The following is a 16,919-nucleotide window of genomic DNA, read 5'->3' on the forward strand; positions in this document are numbered from 1 at the left end:
CCGCTCACCGCCGGGCCACCCGGAGGAGGCGGCCCGGCGGTGAGCGGTGAGCGGTGAGCGGGCCGCGCCGGGGGTGGCGGGCCCGGTCGGGGGCGCCCCTCGTGAGAGGGCCGCCCGGACCGGCTACCGGACCGGCCGCCCGGACCGGTCAGGCGGCGGCGAAGCCCCGCTCCGGCCGGGGGACGTAGTCCACCGGGTCCTGGGCCCAGCAGGCGGCATGGTGGCCGCCGTCGCACCGGGTGCCCCAGCCGGCACCGTTGCCGTACCCCACGTAGTAGTAGGGCAGGCCCAGCGTCGAGGCTGTCCCGGGCGTTCTTGTTCGGCCGGCGGGCCGGCGAAAACCCGTTTGCGGACGGCGGCGGCCACTGCTACTTTTCCGGAGGCCGTGCGAGAGAAAGAGGAGGTGGTACCCGTGAACGCAGTATCGACATGGGTGCTCCCCTCCGGAGTCATGGCCGGGCGATAGGTCGTCCGGGAGCGCCGTTCATGAGCACTCCCGAAAGGCACGACCATGCATTTCACTGCTGAACAGCGTCTCGAAGACGGCGTCGTCGAGCGCCGGTTCACCCTCGGCGACATCCCCGGCATCCTCTGGACGCCCGCGACCACGTCCGCACCCGCGCCGCTGATCCTGATCGGCCACCCCCCGCTCGGACTCGACCGGATGTACCCCCGGCTGGCGGGGCGGGCCCGGTACTACGCGGCGGAGCACGGCTTCGCCGCGGCCACCGTCGAACTCCCCGGCAGCGGGGACCGGCCCCGTTGGCCCGCCGCCGAACAGGCCCGCGCCGACCTGCGCCGGGCGGTGGAGACCGGCGTCCGGCCCGTCCCCGGCGAGATCGTCGACGCCCTCGTCCTCCCGCTGGTCGAGCGGGCGGTCCCGGAGTGGCAGGCGGCCCTGGACGCCCTCCTCGCGCTGCCCGGGATCGGCGGCCCGGTCGGGTACGAGGGGGGAGTCATCTCCGTCGGCATCCGGCTGGCGGTGGCCGAACCGCGCATCCGGGCCGCCGGGTTCTTCGCCGGCAGCCTGGTTCCCGCCGCCATGTTCGAGGAGGCCCGCCGGGTCACCGTTCCGCTGCAGGTCCTGCTGCAGTGGGACGACGAGGGGAACGACCGGCAGGCGGCCCTGGACCTGTTCGACGCCTTCGGTTCCCGGGAGAAGACCCTGCACGCCAACATGGGCGGGCACACCGGCGTGCCGCAGTTCGAACTCGAACCGGGGGCGCGGTTCTTCGCCCGCCACCTGAAGTAGGCCGGACGGCCGGGCCGGCGGCGGACGATGGGGCCGCCGGCCCGGCCACCGCCCGTCGGTCAGTCAGGGCCGCTCCAGTCGAACGGGAAATGCTTGCTGGACCTGCCGCTGCGGTTCCAGCTGAAGCCGAAGGCGTCGGCCTGGTCGGTGGTGGCCCGGCCCCAGGTGGCGACCTGGCCCGGCCCGACCTCGGCGCCGGGGGCGTTGTGGAGCTGCACGCGCCCGCCCTCGGAGGCGGTGGGGCCGGTCAGGGCTTCGGCGCGGGCGGTGACCCGGCCGGGGATCTCGACGCTCCACGCCCGGAGGTCGTCACCGATCTCGACGGTGATGGGGGCGGCGTCCATGCCGAGCACCTCGGTCGTGGTGAGTTCGCCGAACTGCTTCGGCCATCCGCCCACCTGGCCGCTGAAGATCGTGCCGAGGGCGGTGCGCTGCCGGTCGTCGGCACGCTCGTCGATGAAGAAGGCGGCGCGCGAGTCCGTGGCGGCACCCGCCCAGATGTTGCCGGTGAAGGACCCGAGCATCACGAAGTTCAGCCCGTCGAGCGGGACGTCCCCGTAGCGGCCCTCGCGGATGTGCCAGACGAGCACGCCCTCGCAGTCGCCCTCGGTCGGGGGCTGGGCGAAGGTGCAGGGGCAGGGTATGGCGCACTTGCAGGTGTCGAACCAGTCGCCGGCCAGGTGCCAGGCCGGGCCGGTCATGGCGTCGGTCATCTCTCCGACCTCCTCACCCCCCGCTGTCGGGTGGTTCCAGGAGTGACGGGGCCGCCCGCGCCAGGGGCCCGCGGGCCACGCCGGCGGAGCGGCCTCACCTCCAGCATGCGCCACTTCGGCCGGGCCCGGCACCCCCGCGCGGCCCGCCGCCCGCCGCCGACGCGCCGATCGGGCCAGGATCATGCCGGACCCGGCGTCCACCACCGTGCCCGGCCCCGGTGATCCGCACGGGAAGGAACTGCCCGAACCGGTGACTCGCCGTCCGGAGGGCTCGCCGCCCACGACCGGCGCTGTCCGGTGTGCCGCCGCACGGGAGCGGGACCGGGTTTTGCCGTCGGCGCAGGTGTGCTGTCCTGGAAGGACCAGGCAGGAGAGCAGCATGCGTACCGTCACGATGGAGAAGCAGCCGCTGCGCACCGGGGTGCTGATGCCCGCGAGGGAACTGGCCCTCGCCTGGGGCCTGATCATGGTGATCGCGGCCCTGGCCTGGCTGTTCACGGTCGGGCAGGCCCGGGGCACGGGGATCGGGCCCGGCACGATGGGAATGGCGCTGCCGCTGTTCCTGGTGCTCTGGCTGGCGATGACGGCCGCCATGATGCTGCCCTCGGTGGCTCCGGTCGCGGTGACCTGGGCCCGTGGTATCGGCCGGCAGTCCGACGGCGCCGAGCGGGCGGTGCGCACGACGGAGTTCCTCGGCGGCTATCTGCTGGTGTGGACGGCCTTCGGGCTGCTCGCCTACGGCGGCCTGGCGCTCACCGGACGGCTGGTCGAGCGTGACCCGGACGCGGGGAAGTGGATCGGCGCGGCGGCCTTCGCCCTGGCCGGGCTCTACCAGCTGGGCCCGCTGAAGTACGTGTGCCTGCGGCACTGCCGCAGCCCGATGGCGCAGCTGATGCGTTACGCGGGCTACCGGGCGCCGCTGCGGGACCTGCGGGTCGGGCTGCACCACGGGAGCTACTGCCTGGGCTGCTGCTGGGCGCTGATGGTGGTGCTGGTGCCGCTCGGAGTGATGAACGTGGCGGCGATGGCGGCGATCGCGGTGGTGATCTTCCTGGAGAAGCTGTGGCGACGCGGGCCGCAGCTGGCCCGGGTCGCCGGGGTGGCGTTCCTCGTGCTCGCCGTGCTGGCGCCGTTCCAGAGCTGGCTGCTGCCGGGGCTCACCCCGGGCGACATGATGTAGCGCCCACGGCCGGGCGGGCACCCGTGGAAGCCGGCAGCGGAGGCGTCGACGTCACGCCGCTCCCGCCCGTCCGAGGTGCGGGGACCGGTGGCCGGGAGCCGTCGGTGAGGTGCTAGAAATTCCTGGTGGACGTTCCCCCCGAGCCCTCGACCCTGCGCGTCTTCGTGGCGCTGGCGCCGCCCGACGACGCCAAGGAGGAGCTGGAACACGTCCTGCGGCCGGCCTACGGCAGGTACCCGCGGCTGCGCTGGAACCGGATCGAGGACTGGCACATCACCCTGGCCTTCCTCGGCGAACTGCCGTCCACCGCGGTGCCGCCGCTGCGGTCGGCGCTGGCCGGCCGGGCCGCCTCGTACCCCGCCCCGGAGCTGGCCCTGCTGGGCGGCGGCCACTTCGACGAGCGACTGCTGTGGAGCGGGATCGACGGCGACCTGGACGGCCTGCACCTGCTCGCCGCCGAGGTCCGGGGCCTGGTCAGGTCCTGCGGGATCGAGTTCGGCGAGCGCCCGCTGCGCCCCCATCTGACGTTGGCGCGCTCCCGCCGCGACGACCCCACCAGCGTGCCGCAGGCGGCGGCCGGGCTCACCGGGTTCGTGGGCCGGCCGTGGCGCGCCGAGCGGCTGCATCTGGTCGGCAGCAACATCGGCCGCGGCCCCGGGCCGATCCGCTACCGCGACATCGAGGCCTGGCCGCTGGGCGGCGCCGTCCGGCACGGGGGCGACGGCGCTCCCGCCGAGGTGTAGCCGACCGGCGGTCGCCTCCCCGCGGTCGCCTCCCCGCGGTCGCCCGGGAAGGGCCCCGGCGCCCGCCGGCGGGAGCGCCACGACTTGCGGCCGTCCGGCCGTCCGCCCGGGTGTCTCCTACCCGACGTCAGGTCGCGTCATCAGCGGCGCCCGCAGGTGCAACGCCAGGTCGGGCCCGGTCAGGGGCTGCGTGCTCCAGGTCGCCGAGGCCGTCCCGGCATCGGCGTCGACGAGCAGCCGGACGCGGTGCGGGGTGGTGATGTCGTAGAGATCGGCCACGAACGTGCCGCCCTGCCAGGCTCCGGCCGCGACGACCGGCCGGCCGAGCGGGGAGCTCTCCCGCCACTCGCCGTGGCCGGCCCCGATGTCGGGGAGCGCCCCCAGGCGGACCCGCCATCCGCCGTCGGCGGGAGTGACGGACACCGTCGTCCCGTCGGGCAGGGCCGAGCCCTCGGCGGAGGCGTCCAGCGTCGCGGTGACCGCCCGCCCCGGGCCGGCCGTGCCCGGCACCGGCGGCAGCGACAGCCGGCGCAGCCGGTCGGCGAGCACCGCGTCGTCCTGGGCGCTGTCCGCCCGGCCCAGACCGGGCAACAGACAGTCCCAGACGGCGTCGAGGATTTCCTGGGCGTCCGTCTGGGCGGTCACGGCGACCACGAGGTCGTGCGACGGGACCACCACGCACAGCTGCCCGAAGGAGCCGTGGCCGTGGTACCCGTGACGCGACCTCCAGAACTGGTAGCCGTAGCCGCAGGAGAAGTCGGTGTCGTGCGATTCGTCGTCCTTGTACGGCACCGAGTCGACGTGCCGTCCGGTCGCGAGCTCCACCCATGCGCGCGGGACGAGCTGCCGGTCGCCCCAGCGCCCGCCACGCAGCAGCAGCTCGCCGAAGGCGGCGACGGCCTCGGTGGTGAGGTGCAGTCCGTGGAACCCGAAGGCGGCGCCGCCGCGCACCCGGTCCCATTCGGCGTGGTCGACGCCCATCGGCTCAAGGACGCGTTCGTCGAGGTACTCCGGGAGACCGCGCCCGGTGACCCGCTCCACCATCCGGGCCAGGACGAAGGTGGTCGAGTTGTCGTAGCCGTGCCGGGTTCCCTCGGCCACGGCGAACGGCAGGCGCAGGAACCCCCTGACCAGGTCGTCGGGTTCCAGTTCCCAGGCCTCGGCGAGGCTGTCCGTGGGGTGCCCGGCGGTCATGGACAGCAGGTGGTGGACGGTGATCCGGCGGCCCTGCTCCGAGACGTCGGCCGGGACGTGGTCGGGCAGCACGTCCACCACCCGGTCGTCCGGCGAGAGCAGCCCGTCGGCGATCGCGAGGCCCACGGCGATCGACGTGAACGACTTGGTCAACGAGTAGAGCAGGTGCGGACGGTCGGCGGAGTACGGCGCCCACCAGCCTTCGGCGGCGACCCGGCCCCGGTGCACGACCATGAGCGAGTGGCATTCGACGGATCGTGCTTCGAGACGGTCCAGCAGGGCGGTGACGGAACGGGACGACACCCCCGAGGCGGCCGGTGCCGAACGCGGCAGAATAGTTTTCCGAGAATACATTATGACGTTCTAACAGATCCACGGTGCCGGGTGACAGGTGCGCGGGCCGGCGCCGTGATCGCCGGGGCGGGCGGCCTGCCCCCGAAGGGGTGGCGCCGTCCGCCACCGGCACCTGACGGTGGATCGGCGGTGCCCACCGGGCCGGCGCCGGTGCCCCCGTGCCCGGCGGTCAGGACGGCTGGACCTGGTCGAAGAGGGCGAGGGCCTCGGCGGGGTCCGGGCTCACCAGGCGTTCCAGGCCGGCCGTCGTGACGGACGCCCACCGGGCGGCCCGTGCCCACATCCGTTCCTCGAAGGCGCGGACGGTCTCGTCCAGGGCCCCGTGGCAGCCGGCGACGGACTCGGCGAGTTCGGCGCCGTCCAGCATCGCGAGGTTCGCGCCCGCGCCCAGCGGGGGCATCAGATGGGCGGCGTCGCCCAGCAGCGTCACCCCGCGGACGTGGGTCCAGGTGTGGGAGACGGGCAGGGCGTGGAGGGGGCGGCGGACGAAGGCGGTGCCGTGGCGGAGGAGGTCGAGGACGGGTGCGGCCCAGCCGTCGAACAGTGACAGCAGGACCGACCGCACGGCCTCCGCGTCGGCCCGGTCCAGGCCGGCGTGCCGGTCCACGGGTGCGCGGAACTGGGCGTACACCTTGACGTGGCCGCCGCTGTTGCGCTGGGCGACGAGGCCCCGGTTCACGCCGTACACGGCCATGGAGCCGTCGCCGACCAGCCGGGCGAGGCCGGGGTGGCGGGTGTCGACGTCGTCCAGGGAGGTTTCGACGAAGGTGACGCCGGTGTAGTGCGGCGTCACCGGCGAGACGGCCGGGCGGACCCGGGACCAGGCGCCGTCCGCGCCGACCACCAGGTCGAAGGTCTCCTGCCGTCCGTCCGCGAACCGGACCAGCGTGCCGTCCCCGGTGTCCGGGAGCACCTCCGTCACGCCCCGGCCCCACCGGACGTCGAGCGGGCCGAGCAGCAGGTCGCGGAGGTGCCCGCGGTCGATCTCGGGGTTGGCCCGGTCCTCCGGGCGGGGTCGCCAGTCACGCAGGACGGTTCCGGCCGCGTCCAGGATGCGCATGGCCTGGCCCTCGGGTCGCGCCAGCGTCTGGAACCGCGCCAGCAGTCCCGCCTTGTCCAGCGCGAGCTGGCCCAGCCCTTCGTGCAGGTCCAGGGTGCCTCCCGGCGGCCGGGCCTCGGGGCCGGAGTCGCGTTCGAGGACGGTCACGGGGTGGCCGTGGCGGTGCAGGACGCGGGCGAAGGCGAGGCCGGCCGGACCGGCCCCGACCACGGCGATGCGGTGTCTCATGTCGATACACTGTATTGAGCCGATACGCCGCATGGCAACAGTACGATGTGACCATGACTGTGTGGGACCGGCCGGAGCCGCCGACTCGCCCCGTGCCGCTCGACCGGGAGCGGATCGTCGGCGCCGCCGTCGCGCTGGCCGATGAGGGCGGGCTGGAGGCGGTGTCCCTGCGGAAGGTCGCCGCCCGGCTCGACGCGGGCCCGATGCGGCTGTACGGCTACATCGCCACCAAGGAGGAGCTGTTCGACCTCATGGTGGACGAGGTGTACGGCGAGATCCTCCCCGAGGAGGAGCCCGGTGACTGGCGGGAGGCGCTGCGCGTCCTCGCCCACCGCACCAGGCAGGCCGCGCTCCGCCACGAATGGCTGGCCGACCTGCTCGGCGGCCGGCCCGCCCTGGGCCCGAACGGCCTCGTGGTGGCCGAGGCCACGCTGTCCGCCCTCGACGGACTCGCCGACGTCGACACCGTGATGCGCGCCGTGGAGACCGTCAGCGCCTACTTCACCGGCGCGATCAGGCACGAGATCGCCAACCTGCGGGCCGAGCGCGCCACCGGCCTGTCCAAGCACGACTGGCAGCACGCCGCCGGCCCGCGGCTGACGAGAATGCTGGCCACCGGCCGCTTCCCCGCACTGGCCAAGGCCGTGCACGACGGTACGGACGTGGACGCCGAGGCGTCCTTCGCGACCGGGCTGGAATGGGTCCTGGACGCGGTGGCCGCCAGACTCGCCCTGCCGTCGGGGTGAGCCCCGGCGCTACGGCCTTCCCGGCCCCGGCGGCCGGCCGCGTCCAGAACTCCTGCCCGAGCCGGCTCCCGTGAACAGGCCGCCTGTTCGCCCGTGCTGACGCCCCGCCCGAGGGCGGGGCGGCCGGCTCCGCCCCGAAACGGTGCCGCAGCCCCGTCCTCGGCCCGGTGGCGCACCGGGAACCGTATGATCGGTCAATGTCTGACACGACGGAAACCACGCCCGGCTGGCTCGCTCCCGAGGACCTGGAGAGCACACGGGCCAGGATGCCGATCCTGTACGTCGAGGCCGTGCCGGTCCGCGTCGACGAAGCCGGTGAGGTCACCCGGGTCGGGCTCCTGCTGCGGATGGCGCCGGACGGGACGGTCAGCCGGACGCTGGTCTCCGGCCGGGTGCTGCACCACGAGCGGATCCGCGACGCACTGCTGCGGCACCTGGAGAAGGACCTCGGGCCGGTGGCGCTGCCGCGGGTCCCCGCGTCGCTCCAGCCGTTCACGGTCGCCGAGTACTTCCCGACCCCGGGCGTCACCGAGTTCCACGACCCCCGCCAGCACGCGGTGTCCCTCGCCTACATCATTCCGGTGGCCGGCGACTGCCGGCCGCGGCAGGACGCCCTCGACCTGGTCTGGTTCAGCCCCGAGGAGGCCGCCTCGCCCGTGGTCCAGCAGGAGATGCCCGGCGGGCAGGGCGTGCTGCTCAAGCGCGCCCTCGCGCACGTGGGCTGCCTGACCTGATCCTGGCCCGACCCCGGCCGTGCCCCGTCGGCGGGCGCACACCGGCTGCCCCCCGCGGTGCCGTGCCCGGCTTCGGCCTGCCCGCCTCCCGGCTGAGCGGCACCGCCGGCCGCGGCCCGGCCCTGACGGAACGGGCGGTGCCGACCGCCGCCGGCTCGGGGACAGGTCGTGTCCGGCCCGGAAGCGTGAGCCGTTCGGGTGACGTTCGAGCCGGGCGCACGAGTCCTGGGCCCTGCCCCGGGCCCGCGGTGGTTGAGTCGCCCGCATGAGCAAGAGTGACCCCGGGATCCTGTTCGGCAACCGCTTCCTCACCGTGCCCGCACCTTCGGAGACCTTTCCGGAGAACGGCATGACCGCGACGGACGCCATGCGGCTGGTGGACGAGGACCTCGTCATGGAGGGCGACCCGCAGCGCAACCTCGCCACGTTCGTCACCACGTGGATGGAGCCGGAGGCGCAGCGGATCATCGCCGAGAACCTCCACCGGAACTTCATCGACCACGCCGAGTACCCGATCTCCGCGGAGATCGAGCAGCGCTGTGTGCGGATGCTGGCCGATCTCTTCCACGCCCCGGGCAGGACGACCGGGTGCCGGACCCAGGGTTCGTCCGAGGCGATCATGCTCGGCGCGCTCTCGCTGAAGTGGAAGTGGCGGGAGCGTCGCAAGGCGGCGAACCTGTCGGCCGAGCGGCCCAATCTGGTCTTCGGCGGTGACGTCCACGTCGTCTGGGAGAAGTTCTGCCGGTACTTCGACGTCGAGCCGCGGATCGTCCCGCTCGCCGAGGACAAGTACACGATCGGCCCGGAGGACGTGGAACCCCACCTCGACGAGAACACCATCGGCGTGGTCGCCGTCGTCGGCACCACGTTCACCGGCCACATGGACGACGTCGTCGGGATCGACAAGCTCCTGCGGGGGATCCGCAAGGAGCGGGACCTCGACATCCCGATCCATGTCGACGGTGCCAGCGGCGGTTTCGTGTGGCCCTTCCTCTACCCGGACTCGAAGTGGGACTTCCGGCTGGAGCAGGTCCGGTCGATCAACGTCTCGGGGCACAAGTACGGTCTGGTCTACCCCGGCATCGGCTGGCTGGTCTTCCGTGAGGAGTCGGACCTGGCCCAGGACCTCGTGTTCTACGAGAACTACCTGGGCAAGACCGACGCGACGTTCACGCTGAACTTCTCGACCGGTGCCTCGATGGTGCTCGCGCAGTACTACAACTTCGTCCGGCTCGGTCGCGAGGGCTACACCTACGTCATGGAGACGATGCAGACCAACGCCCGCGCGCTGGCGGACAACCTGCGCGACAGCGGCCGCTTCGAGGTGATCGGCAGCGGTCTTGAGCAGCTGCCGCTGGTCGCCTTCCGGCTGGCCGGCAAGCACGCCTACGACGAGTCCGACATCGCCTGGCAGCTCTCGGCCGAACGCGGCTGGATGGTGCCGGCCTACACGCTCCCGCCCAACGCGGAGCGGGTGAAGATCCTGCGGGCCCTGGTCAAGGAGACCCTGAGCCGGGACCAGGTCGACCGCCTGACGCAGGACATCGCCGACGCGTGCGCCACCTTGGACCGCAAGGGGGCGGCCCACCCCGTCGAGCGGGCCCAGGTCAAGCGCGGCACCGGCTACTGACGGGCCGAGTTGCCGTCCGGCCGGCGGGCATGTCGGATGGTGGGCACATCGTAGCCATCCGGATTGGACGCTGATGGACCGCTATCCCCCGATCGCCGATCACGGCCTGGTGGGTGACCTGCAGACCGCAGCCCTGGTGTCCTCGCAGGGTGTGGTGAACTGGTTCTGCTCGCCGAGGTTCGATTCGCCGAGCATCTTCGCCTCGCTGCTCGACCACGACCGCGGCGGGCACTTCCGGCTGGCGCCGGAGCGCTCGGACATGTCGTGCAAGCAGCTCTACTACCCGGACACCGGCGTGCTGGTGACGCGGTTCATGTCGCCGGACGGCGTCGGCGAGGTCGTCGACTGGATGCCGGCGAACACGAGCCGCACCCCGACCGACCGCCACAGCCTGATGCGGGTGATCCGGGCGGTGCGCGGCACCGTGCGCTTCGTCCTGGAGTGCCGGCCCCGCTTCGACTACGGCCGGGCCGGGCACGAGCTGGAGCTGAACGGGCAGGGCGCGGCCTTCCGCGGGCCCGGGATCACCGGCCACCTCCAGGCCAGCTTCCCGCTGGAGCGCGACGGGCAGGACGTCCGCGGCGCCGTCACCCTGAGCATCGGGGAGTCCGCCGCCGCGGTGTTCACCACCTGCGCGGCCGACGGCGGGGCGCCGCCGCCGCTCACCGTCGAGGACGTCACGTCGAAGCTCTGGCGCGAGGTGGACTTCTGGCAGGACTGGCTGCACACCTCCCGCTACCGGGGCCGCTGGGCCGAGATGGTGAACCGTTCGGCCATCACGCTGAAGCTCCTGACCTACCACCCCTCAGGCGCCCCGGTCGCCGCCGCCACCATGGGACTGCCCGAGCAGGTCGGGGGCGAGCGCAACTGGGACTACCGCTACTCGTGGATCCGGGACGGCTCGCTCTCCGTCCGGGCGCTGCTCGACCTCGGCTTCGTCGAGGAGGCGACCTCGTTCACCAAGTGGCTGGGCGACCGGATGCACGACCGGGCCGAGCTGCCCGGCGAGCGCCTGCAGATCATGTACCGGGTCGACGGCGACCCGCACCTCACCGAGGAGATCCTGGACCACTGGGAGGGCTACCGGGGCTCGCGTCCGGTGCGGGCGGGCAACGCCGCCGCCGAACAGCTCCAGCTCGACATCTACGGCGAGGCCCTCTACGCGATGGCCGAGGGCCTGGAGGTCGGCACCGAGCTGGGGTACCACGGCTGGAAGGGCCTCGCCCGGACCCTCGACTGGCTCTGCGACCACTGGGACCGCCCGGACGAGGGCATCTGGGAGACCCGTGGCGGGCGCAACGACTTCACCTACAGCCGGGTCATGTGCTGGGTCGCCTTCGACCGGGGCATGCGCCTGGCGATCGAACTCAGCCGTCCCGCCGACATCCCGCGCTGGCGGGTCGCCCGCGACAGCATCCTCGAACAGGTGATGGTGAAGGGCTGGAGCCAGGCCGAGCAGGCCCTGGTCCAGCACTACGGCGGCGACGTCCTGGACGCCTCGCTGCTGCTCGTCCCCCGGGTAGGGTTCCTGGCCGCCAAGAGCCCCGGGTGGCTCTCCACGCTGGACGCGATGGAGCGCAAACTCGTCTCGGACAGTCTCGTCTACCGCTACGACCCGGCCGCCTCCCCGGACGGGCTGCGCGGCTCGGAGGGCACGTTCAGCCTCTGCACCTACCTCTACGTCGACGCCCTGGCCCGGGCCGGGCGGGTCCGGCCGGCCCGGTACACCTTCGAGAAGATGCACACCTACGCCAACCACGTGGGGCTGTTCGCCGAGGAGATCGGCCCCAGCGGCGAGCAGCTCGGGAACTTCCCGCAGGCCTTCACCCACCTGTCGCTCATCATGGCGGCGTCGACCCTGGACGAGGCCCTCGACAAGCTGCGTGCCCGGTACTGAACCGGGCCCCGGCCGGTCGGCGCCGCGCCGCCACCGGGCGCCTCCGGTCCGGACGTGCGGGCCGCCCGCGGTGAGCAGCGCGGGCGGCCCGCGCTGCTCACCGCGGTGCCGTGCGCGCCGGCCCGGGGACACCCGGAGCGACCGGGCCGGGGGCGTGACACCAACGGCTCACGATGCCTTGCACCCCGGCGCGCGAGCGGCCTCTGATGGATCCATGCAGTCATCTCCTCCGAATTCCCAGACACAGGTGCCACCGATGGAGCGTTCGCACTGGGTGGCCTTCGCCGGAATCCTGCTGATGCTGAGCGGACTGTTCGACATCATCAACGGGTTCGTCGCGATCCTCGACCACGGCTACTACGCGACCACCGCCAATCACGGCAATCGTCTGCTGATCTTCAACTACACCGCGTGGGGCTGGATCTGGGTGGTCGTGGGCATCGCCCAGGTACTGGCCAGCCTGGGCGTGCTGCTGGGGGTCAGGGCGGCACGGATCACCGGCATCGTGCTGGCCTCCTTCTGCCTGGTGGGTCAGATGATGTTCATCTCGGCCTTCCCCTACTGGTCGCTGTTCACCATGGTCATGTCCGTGCTGGTGATCTACGGGCTGCTGGCCGAGCCGCATCATGTCGAGGGCGTACGGGTGTGAGCGGCGGCCGGCCGGCGGGTCTCCGCGCCCGGGCCCGTGGCCCGTGGGTGCACCGGGGCCCGCCGTCGCGGGGCCGGCGGTGTCAGCTCGCGACGTCCTCGTCGGTCAGCGGCTCCAGCACGCCCCGGGTGTCGAGGCGGTAGAGCACCGCCACCGCCGGGCCGATCAGGACGAGGGCGACCAGCGACACGATGAGCATCCACTGCAGGGTGGCACCGGCCCCGGCGGCCTGCCGGACGGTCAGCGAAGTGGGCACCAGGTAGGGCCGCTGGGCGACGCCCCAGGCGCCGACCGCCAGGGCCACCGCGGCGACCGCGCTCCAGCGGGCCCGGCCGGGGGAGCGGCCCCCGACCAGCACGGTGGTGGCCGCCCCGGCGGCCGCCGAGAGCAGGACGAGCAGCAGCCCCCAGCCGTGGGTGAGCCCGTGGTGGACGTAGGAGGCGTCGTCCGCGGTCACGACGAGGCCGGCCGCGGCCACGACCAGCAGGGCCGCGACGGCCGCCCGGGAGCGCCACCGGAAGTAGCCGACGAGGTCGTGGGCGCCGAAGCGACGGGCGTCGGCGGTGAGGAAGACCGCGCCGAGCACGGCGGTCGCGCAGACGGCGAGCAGGCCGGCGACGACGGACGTGGTGTTGGCCCAGGCGTCGGCCGAGGCGACAGTGCCGGGCCGGACCCGCCCGGACGCCACGCTGCCGATGACCGTGCCCAGGAAGAACGGGGTGAGGAGGGAGGCGACGGCGAAGGCGGCGCCGTAGACGCGGCGGGCGGCGAGGCGGTGGGTGGGCTTGCGCAGGGCGAAGCCGGCGCCGCGCAGGACCATGCCGACGGCGGCCAGGGCGAGGGGGAGCCACAGGGCGGTGAACACGGTCTGGAAGAAGTCCGGGAAGCCGGTCCACATCAGCACCAGCACGAAGACCAGCCAGACGTTGTTGACCTCCCAGACCGGCGCCATGGCGTGGTCGATCAGCCACCGCGGCCGGCGGCCCCGCGCGGCGCCGCCGGCCAGCAGGTCCCAGAAGCCGGCGCCGTAGTCGACACCGCCGCCGCAGGCGTAGGCGGCGATCGCCAGCAGGAGCACCCAGGCCAGGATGTCGGCGGTCACTCGGTGCCTTCGCCGGTGCGTCCGGGGGCGGCCGGTGGCGTGGTCGGCCCGGCCGCGGGCCCGGTGGTGGCGAGTTCGGGGCGCGGGCCGTACGGGGTGTCGCTCTCCGGGCTCTGCGCGCCGGCGGTGCCGGCCAGGCGCCAGCGGGTGCGCATCTTGAGCAGCACGGTGAGGAACGCCCCGAGGACGAGGACGTAGACCCCGGCCACCACGGCGAACATCGTCCACAGCGAGGCCGCGCCGGTCGGGGTGACGGCTTCGGAGACCCGCATGTTCTGGTACACGATCCAGGGCTGGCGGCCGACCTCGGTGGTGATCCAGCCGCACTCCACGGTCACCACGCTGGCGACGCCGGCGACCGCGGCGCACCGGAAGAACCAGCGCGAGCGGGGCAGGTCACGGCGCCGCCACCAGCACCAGGCGTACCAGAGCGCGAGCAGGATCAGCACGCTGCCGATGGTCGCCATGATGTCGAACGCCCAGTGCACGATGGTGGCCTGGGTGGCGGTGGGGCGGTCGGCCGCGGGCACCGAGCTGAGGCCCGTGACCTGGGTGTCGGGGGTGAACCCGGCCAGGATGGAGTCGAGTTGGGGAATCTTGAGGCCGCCCTTGACGGTGCCGTCCTCCTGGAGGCGGCCGAAGAGGTACTCGGGGACGTGGGTGTCGGTGTCCCAGACCAGCTCGGCGGCGGCGAACTTGACCGGCTGCTTGTGGTAGATCTGCCGGGCGATGTTGTCACCGAGGAAGAACTGCACGGGAGTCAGCACCGCGGCGACGGTGAACGGCACGCAGAAGCCCAGGCGGTGGTAGCGGTCCCGGCGCCCGCGCAGCCAGCCGACCGCGTAGACGCCCGCCACGACGTAGCCGGCGGTGAGGAACATCGCGACGACGAAGTGCCAGTACTCCGGCCCGAACATCGGGGTGAAGACCGCCTGCCGGACGTCGACGTCGACCGGGTTCCCGCCCGCGTCGAGCGTGAATCCCTGCGGTGTGTTCATCCACGAGTTGGCGGCGATGATGCCGAACGCCCCCAGCAGCGCCGCCAGCGGCAGCGGCACGCCCAGCCAGAAGTGCGTCCACGGTTTCAGCCGGCGCCAGCCGTACAGGTAGACGGCGATCAGGACCGCCTCCAGGAAGAACGCCCACGCCTCCACGCCGAAACCGACCCCGAAGACATCGCCCCAGCGGCCCATCATGCCCGGCCACAGCAGTCCGAACTCGAAGGACAGCACGGTGCCCGTGACCACGCCGACGGCGAACTGCACGGCCATCACCGCCGACCAGCGCCGCGCCAGCAGCATGGCGGCCGGATCGGCCCGCCGCAGGCCCCGGTGGTGCATCACCAGCGTGATGAACGGCAGGGCCACCCCGAACGGCACCAGCACGATGTGCGAGGCGAGGGTGAACGCCATCATCTGGCGGGCGGGCAGGAGTTGGGCCGGGGCGTCGGCGAGGAGCCGGGTGACGGTGTGCACCGGTGGTCAGCCTCCGGTCGCGAAGCCGGGGAAGAGCGTCATGCCGCCGTCGACGTAGATGGTGGCGCCGACCACGTAGTCCAGCAGGTCGGAGGCGAGCAGGGTCACCGCGTGGGCGATGTCCTCCGGGTCGCCGACCCGGCGGTACGGGATCAGCTTGAGCAGGTCGGCCTCCGCCTCGGGCGTCTCCCAGGCGCTGCGGTTGATCGGGGTGCGGACGGCACCGGGCGCGACGGCGTTCACCCGGATCCCCTGCGGGGCCAGCTCCTGCGCCAGGGTCTGCATCATCATCAGGACGCCCCCCTTGGAGGCCGCGTAGTTGACGTGCCCGGCCCACGGGATGATCTGGTGGACCGAACTCATGCAGACGATCTTGCCCGCCGAGCGGGACACCTCCGGGACCACGCCGCGCCGTACGAACTCCTTCGCGGCCTCGCGCGCGCACAGGAACTGGCCGGTGAGGTTGACCTCCAGCACCTTGTTCCACTGCGCGAGCGTCATCTCGGCGCTGGCGGCGTCCCGCTGCAGGCCGGCGTTGGCGACCAGGACGTCGACGGTGCCGAACTGCTCCACCATCCGGGCGACCATGGCGACGACCTGGTCCTCGTCCGAGACGTCCGCCTCGTGCGCGTACGCGCGGACGCCGAACGACGTGATCTCCTCGACCACCTCCTCGGCCGCCTCACGGCCGAAGACGTAGTTCACGACCACATCGGCGCCGGCCCGGCCCAGGCCGATCGCCGTGGCCCTGCCGATCCCCGAGTTCGCGCCGGTGACCAGCGCCTTCTGGCCGCGCAGCAGGGGTGGTAGGTCGATTCGCCGCGCGTCCGAGGCCGAGGCCATGGGTCGTCTCCCGTCGTAGGTTCCCGCGTGTCACCGCAGGCACCCTGCCCGGGCCGTCTTGGACCCCGGGTGAGGCTCGCGGCGCGTTCGGCCGTCAGGCCCAGCGATGTCCCCCGGCCGGGGGTACCGGCCGGCCGCCGGTACCGGACGCGGCCTCAGTGACCGGGCCCGATCACCACGTTCTCCAGGGGCAGGCCCGTCCGGTAGCGCTCCAGCTGGCTGCGGACCAGCCGCAGCGCGCGGGGCAGGAAGGCGGAGCTGTTCCCGCCCACGTGCGGGCTGATCAGAGTGCGGGGGGCGTGCCAGAGCGGGTGGCCGGCGGGCAGGGGCTCCGGGTCGGTGACGTCCAGGGCGGCGGCGAGGCGGCCGCGCGCCAGCTCCGCCAGCAGCGCGGCGGTGTCCACCACCGGCCCCCTCGCCACGTTGACCAGCAGCGCGTCGTCCTTCATCGCGGCCAGGAACCGGGCGTCCACCAGCCCCCGGGTCCGCGCGGTCAGCGGCAGGGTCAGCACCACCACGTCCGCGCGCGGGACGAGCCCCAGCAGGTCGGCCGCCGGCCGGACCGGGCCGCGCGCAGCGTCCCGGGCGCCGCGCGCCACCCGCAGGATCTCGCACCCGAACGGGACGAGCCGCTCCTCGACGGCCGCGCCGATCGACCCGTGGCCGACCAGCAGGACGGTGCGGTCGGCGAGCGCGGCGCTGGGGCGGCCCTCCCACACCTCGCGGTCCTGCGCCCGGACGAAGCCGGGCACGCCGCGCAGCGCGGCCAGGACCAGCGTCACCGCCAGCTCGGCGGTGCTCGCGTCGTGGACGCCGCGGGCGTTGCAGAGCGTCACCCCGGGGGGTACGAAGGGCAGCAGGTCGTCGACGCCGGCCGACAGGCTCTGCACGGCCCGCAGCCGGGGCATCCGCTCCAGCAGCGGCAGCGCGGCGGCGGTCCGGGTGTAGGGGACGACGAAGAACTCCACCGACCGGAGCACCGGTTCGGGCGGCGCGGCGCCCCGGCCGTCCCAGACGGCCGCCGCGAGGCCGGCCGCGCCGACCTGCTCGGCCGGGTAGGGGAGGAGCACGGCCGGTGACCCGGCGGGTACGGCGGAGGGGCTGCTCATGGGGCGATCC

The 16,919-nt window shown here is 73.4% G+C and carries 16 protein-coding genes; 8 read left to right on the forward strand and 8 right to left on the reverse strand.

The features are described 5' to 3' along the window. Positions 1-148: 148 nt before the first annotated feature. Positions 149-271, reverse strand: coding sequence for a hypothetical protein (locus IE329_RS40365; protein WP_308438352.1), 123 nt, complete (start codon positions 269-271; stop codon positions 149-151). A 240-nt stretch (positions 272-511) separates the two neighbouring features. On the opposite strand from IE329_RS40365, the gene IE329_RS07915 reads away from it, so the two are divergent. After that, positions 512-1,252 (forward strand): dienelactone hydrolase family protein, encoded by a 741-nt coding sequence (locus IE329_RS07915; protein ID WP_190210108.1) that lies wholly within the window; start codon positions 512-514, stop codon positions 1,250-1,252. Between the two features lie 59 nt (positions 1,253-1,311). On the opposite strand, the gene IE329_RS07920 is transcribed toward IE329_RS07915, so the two are convergent. Continuing rightward, on the reverse strand, positions 1,312-1,965 hold the full coding sequence (locus IE329_RS07920; protein WP_190210109.1) for a DUF1326 domain-containing protein: 654 nt from the start codon (positions 1,963-1,965) through the stop codon (positions 1,312-1,314). A gap of 379 nt (positions 1,966-2,344) precedes the next feature. Here IE329_RS07920 and IE329_RS07925 point away from each other — a divergent pair, with 379 nt between their 5' ends. Further along, positions 2,345-3,145 carry a DUF2182 domain-containing protein gene (locus IE329_RS07925; RefSeq protein ID WP_190210110.1) on the forward strand — a complete coding sequence of 267 codons (801 nt, stop codon included), beginning with the start codon at positions 2,345-2,347 and terminating at the stop codon, positions 3,143-3,145. A 125-nt stretch (positions 3,146-3,270) separates the two neighbouring features. Then, positions 3,271-3,888, forward strand: coding sequence for an RNA 2',3'-cyclic phosphodiesterase (thpR, locus tag IE329_RS07930; RefSeq protein ID WP_190210111.1), 618 nt, complete (start codon positions 3,271-3,273; stop codon positions 3,886-3,888). Between the two features lie 117 nt (positions 3,889-4,005). On the opposite strand, the gene IE329_RS07935 is transcribed toward thpR, so the two are convergent. Further along, complete coding sequence (locus IE329_RS07935; protein ID WP_229927252.1) at positions 4,006-5,385, reverse strand: serine hydrolase domain-containing protein; 1,380 nt, start codon at positions 5,383-5,385, stop codon at positions 4,006-4,008. 220 nt (positions 5,386-5,605) lie between these two features. Then, positions 5,606-6,724, reverse strand: a complete 1,119-nt coding sequence (locus tag IE329_RS07940) for an FAD-dependent oxidoreductase (RefSeq protein WP_190210113.1) — start codon at positions 6,722-6,724, stop codon at positions 5,606-5,608. Between the two features lie 53 nt (positions 6,725-6,777). Between IE329_RS07940 and IE329_RS07945 the strand changes: the two genes are divergently transcribed. The 5 genes from IE329_RS07945 to IE329_RS07965 all read left to right on the forward strand — a co-directional run bounded on the left by IE329_RS07945 (position 6,778) and on the right by IE329_RS07965 (position 12,380). Next, complete coding sequence (locus IE329_RS07945) at positions 6,778-7,470, forward strand: TetR/AcrR family transcriptional regulator (protein WP_190210114.1); 693 nt, start codon at positions 6,778-6,780, stop codon at positions 7,468-7,470. Between the two features lie 197 nt (positions 7,471-7,667). Continuing rightward, complete coding sequence (locus tag IE329_RS07950) at positions 7,668-8,204, forward strand: NUDIX hydrolase family protein (protein ID WP_190210115.1); 537 nt, start codon at positions 7,668-7,670, stop codon at positions 8,202-8,204. A 265-nt stretch (positions 8,205-8,469) separates the two neighbouring features. After that, positions 8,470-9,834 carry a glutamate decarboxylase gene (locus IE329_RS07955; RefSeq protein ID WP_190210116.1) on the forward strand — a complete coding sequence of 455 codons (1,365 nt, stop codon included), beginning with the start codon at positions 8,470-8,472 and terminating at the stop codon, positions 9,832-9,834. A 73-nt stretch (positions 9,835-9,907) separates the two neighbouring features. Next, complete coding sequence (locus tag IE329_RS07960) at positions 9,908-11,731, forward strand: glycoside hydrolase family 15 protein (protein WP_190210117.1); 1,824 nt, start codon at positions 9,908-9,910, stop codon at positions 11,729-11,731. 256 nt (positions 11,732-11,987) lie between these two features. Then, on the forward strand, positions 11,988-12,380 hold the full coding sequence (locus tag IE329_RS07965; protein ID WP_190210118.1) for a DUF7144 family membrane protein: 393 nt from the start codon (positions 11,988-11,990) through the stop codon (positions 12,378-12,380). Positions 12,381-12,462: 82 nt separating this feature from the next. Here IE329_RS07965 and IE329_RS07970 read toward each other — a convergent pair whose 3' ends face one another. The 4 genes from IE329_RS07970 to IE329_RS07985 form a co-directional block, all read right to left on the reverse strand. Next, positions 12,463-13,482, reverse strand: coding sequence for a cytochrome d ubiquinol oxidase subunit II (locus IE329_RS07970; RefSeq protein WP_190210119.1), 1,020 nt, complete (start codon positions 13,480-13,482; stop codon positions 12,463-12,465). Beyond that, entirely contained in the window at positions 13,479-14,897 is a 1,419-nt protein-coding gene (locus tag IE329_RS07975) for a cytochrome ubiquinol oxidase subunit I (protein WP_190210311.1), read from the reverse strand. The genes IE329_RS07970 and IE329_RS07975 overlap by 4 nt, the downstream gene beginning before the upstream one ends. A gap of 66 nt (positions 14,898-14,963) precedes the next feature. Continuing rightward, on the reverse strand, positions 14,964-15,800 hold the full coding sequence (locus tag IE329_RS07980; RefSeq protein ID WP_190210120.1) for an SDR family oxidoreductase: 837 nt from the start codon (positions 15,798-15,800) through the stop codon (positions 14,964-14,966). Between the two features lie 155 nt (positions 15,801-15,955). Next, complete coding sequence (locus tag IE329_RS07985; RefSeq protein WP_190210121.1) at positions 15,956-16,909, reverse strand: 2-hydroxyacid dehydrogenase; 954 nt, start codon at positions 16,907-16,909, stop codon at positions 15,956-15,958. Positions 16,910-16,919 lie beyond the last annotated feature (10 nt).

The organism is Kitasatospora indigofera (assembly GCF_014655955.1).
Classification (GTDB): Bacteria; Actinomycetota; Actinomycetes; order Streptomycetales; family Streptomycetaceae; genus Kitasatospora; species Kitasatospora indigofera.

Bases quoted from the DNA above. Each gene is read 5' to 3' on its own strand.
- IE329_RS07925 (WP_190210110.1), top strand. From the start codon at position 2,345: ATGCGTACCGTCACGATGGAGAAGCAGCCGCTGCGCACCGGGGTGCTG.
- IE329_RS07980 (WP_190210120.1), bottom strand. From the start codon at position 15,800: ATGGCCTCGGCCTCGGACGCGCGGCGAATCGACCTACCACCCCTGCTG.
- IE329_RS07940 (WP_190210113.1), bottom strand. From the start codon at position 6,724: ATGAGACACCGCATCGCCGTGGTCGGGGCCGGTCCGGCCGGCCTCGCC.
- IE329_RS07985 (WP_190210121.1), bottom strand. From the start codon at position 16,909: ATGAGCAGCCCCTCCGCCGTACCCGCCGGGTCACCGGCCGTGCTCCTC.
- IE329_RS07975 (WP_190210311.1), bottom strand. From the start codon at position 14,897: ATGATGGCGTTCACCCTCGCCTCGCACATCGTGCTGGTGCCGTTCGGG.
- IE329_RS07945 (WP_190210114.1), top strand. From the start codon at position 6,778: ATGACTGTGTGGGACCGGCCGGAGCCGCCGACTCGCCCCGTGCCGCTC.
- IE329_RS07960 (WP_190210117.1), top strand. From the start codon at position 9,908: ATGGACCGCTATCCCCCGATCGCCGATCACGGCCTGGTGGGTGACCTG.
- IE329_RS07955 (WP_190210116.1), top strand. From the start codon at position 8,470: ATGAGCAAGAGTGACCCCGGGATCCTGTTCGGCAACCGCTTCCTCACC.
- IE329_RS07965 (WP_190210118.1), top strand. From the start codon at position 11,988: ATGGAGCGTTCGCACTGGGTGGCCTTCGCCGGAATCCTGCTGATGCTG.
- IE329_RS07950 (WP_190210115.1), top strand. From the start codon at position 7,668: ATGTCTGACACGACGGAAACCACGCCCGGCTGGCTCGCTCCCGAGGAC.
- IE329_RS07915 (WP_190210108.1), top strand. From the start codon at position 512: ATGCATTTCACTGCTGAACAGCGTCTCGAAGACGGCGTCGTCGAGCGC.
- IE329_RS07920 (WP_190210109.1), bottom strand. From the start codon at position 1,965: ATGACCGACGCCATGACCGGCCCGGCCTGGCACCTGGCCGGCGACTGG.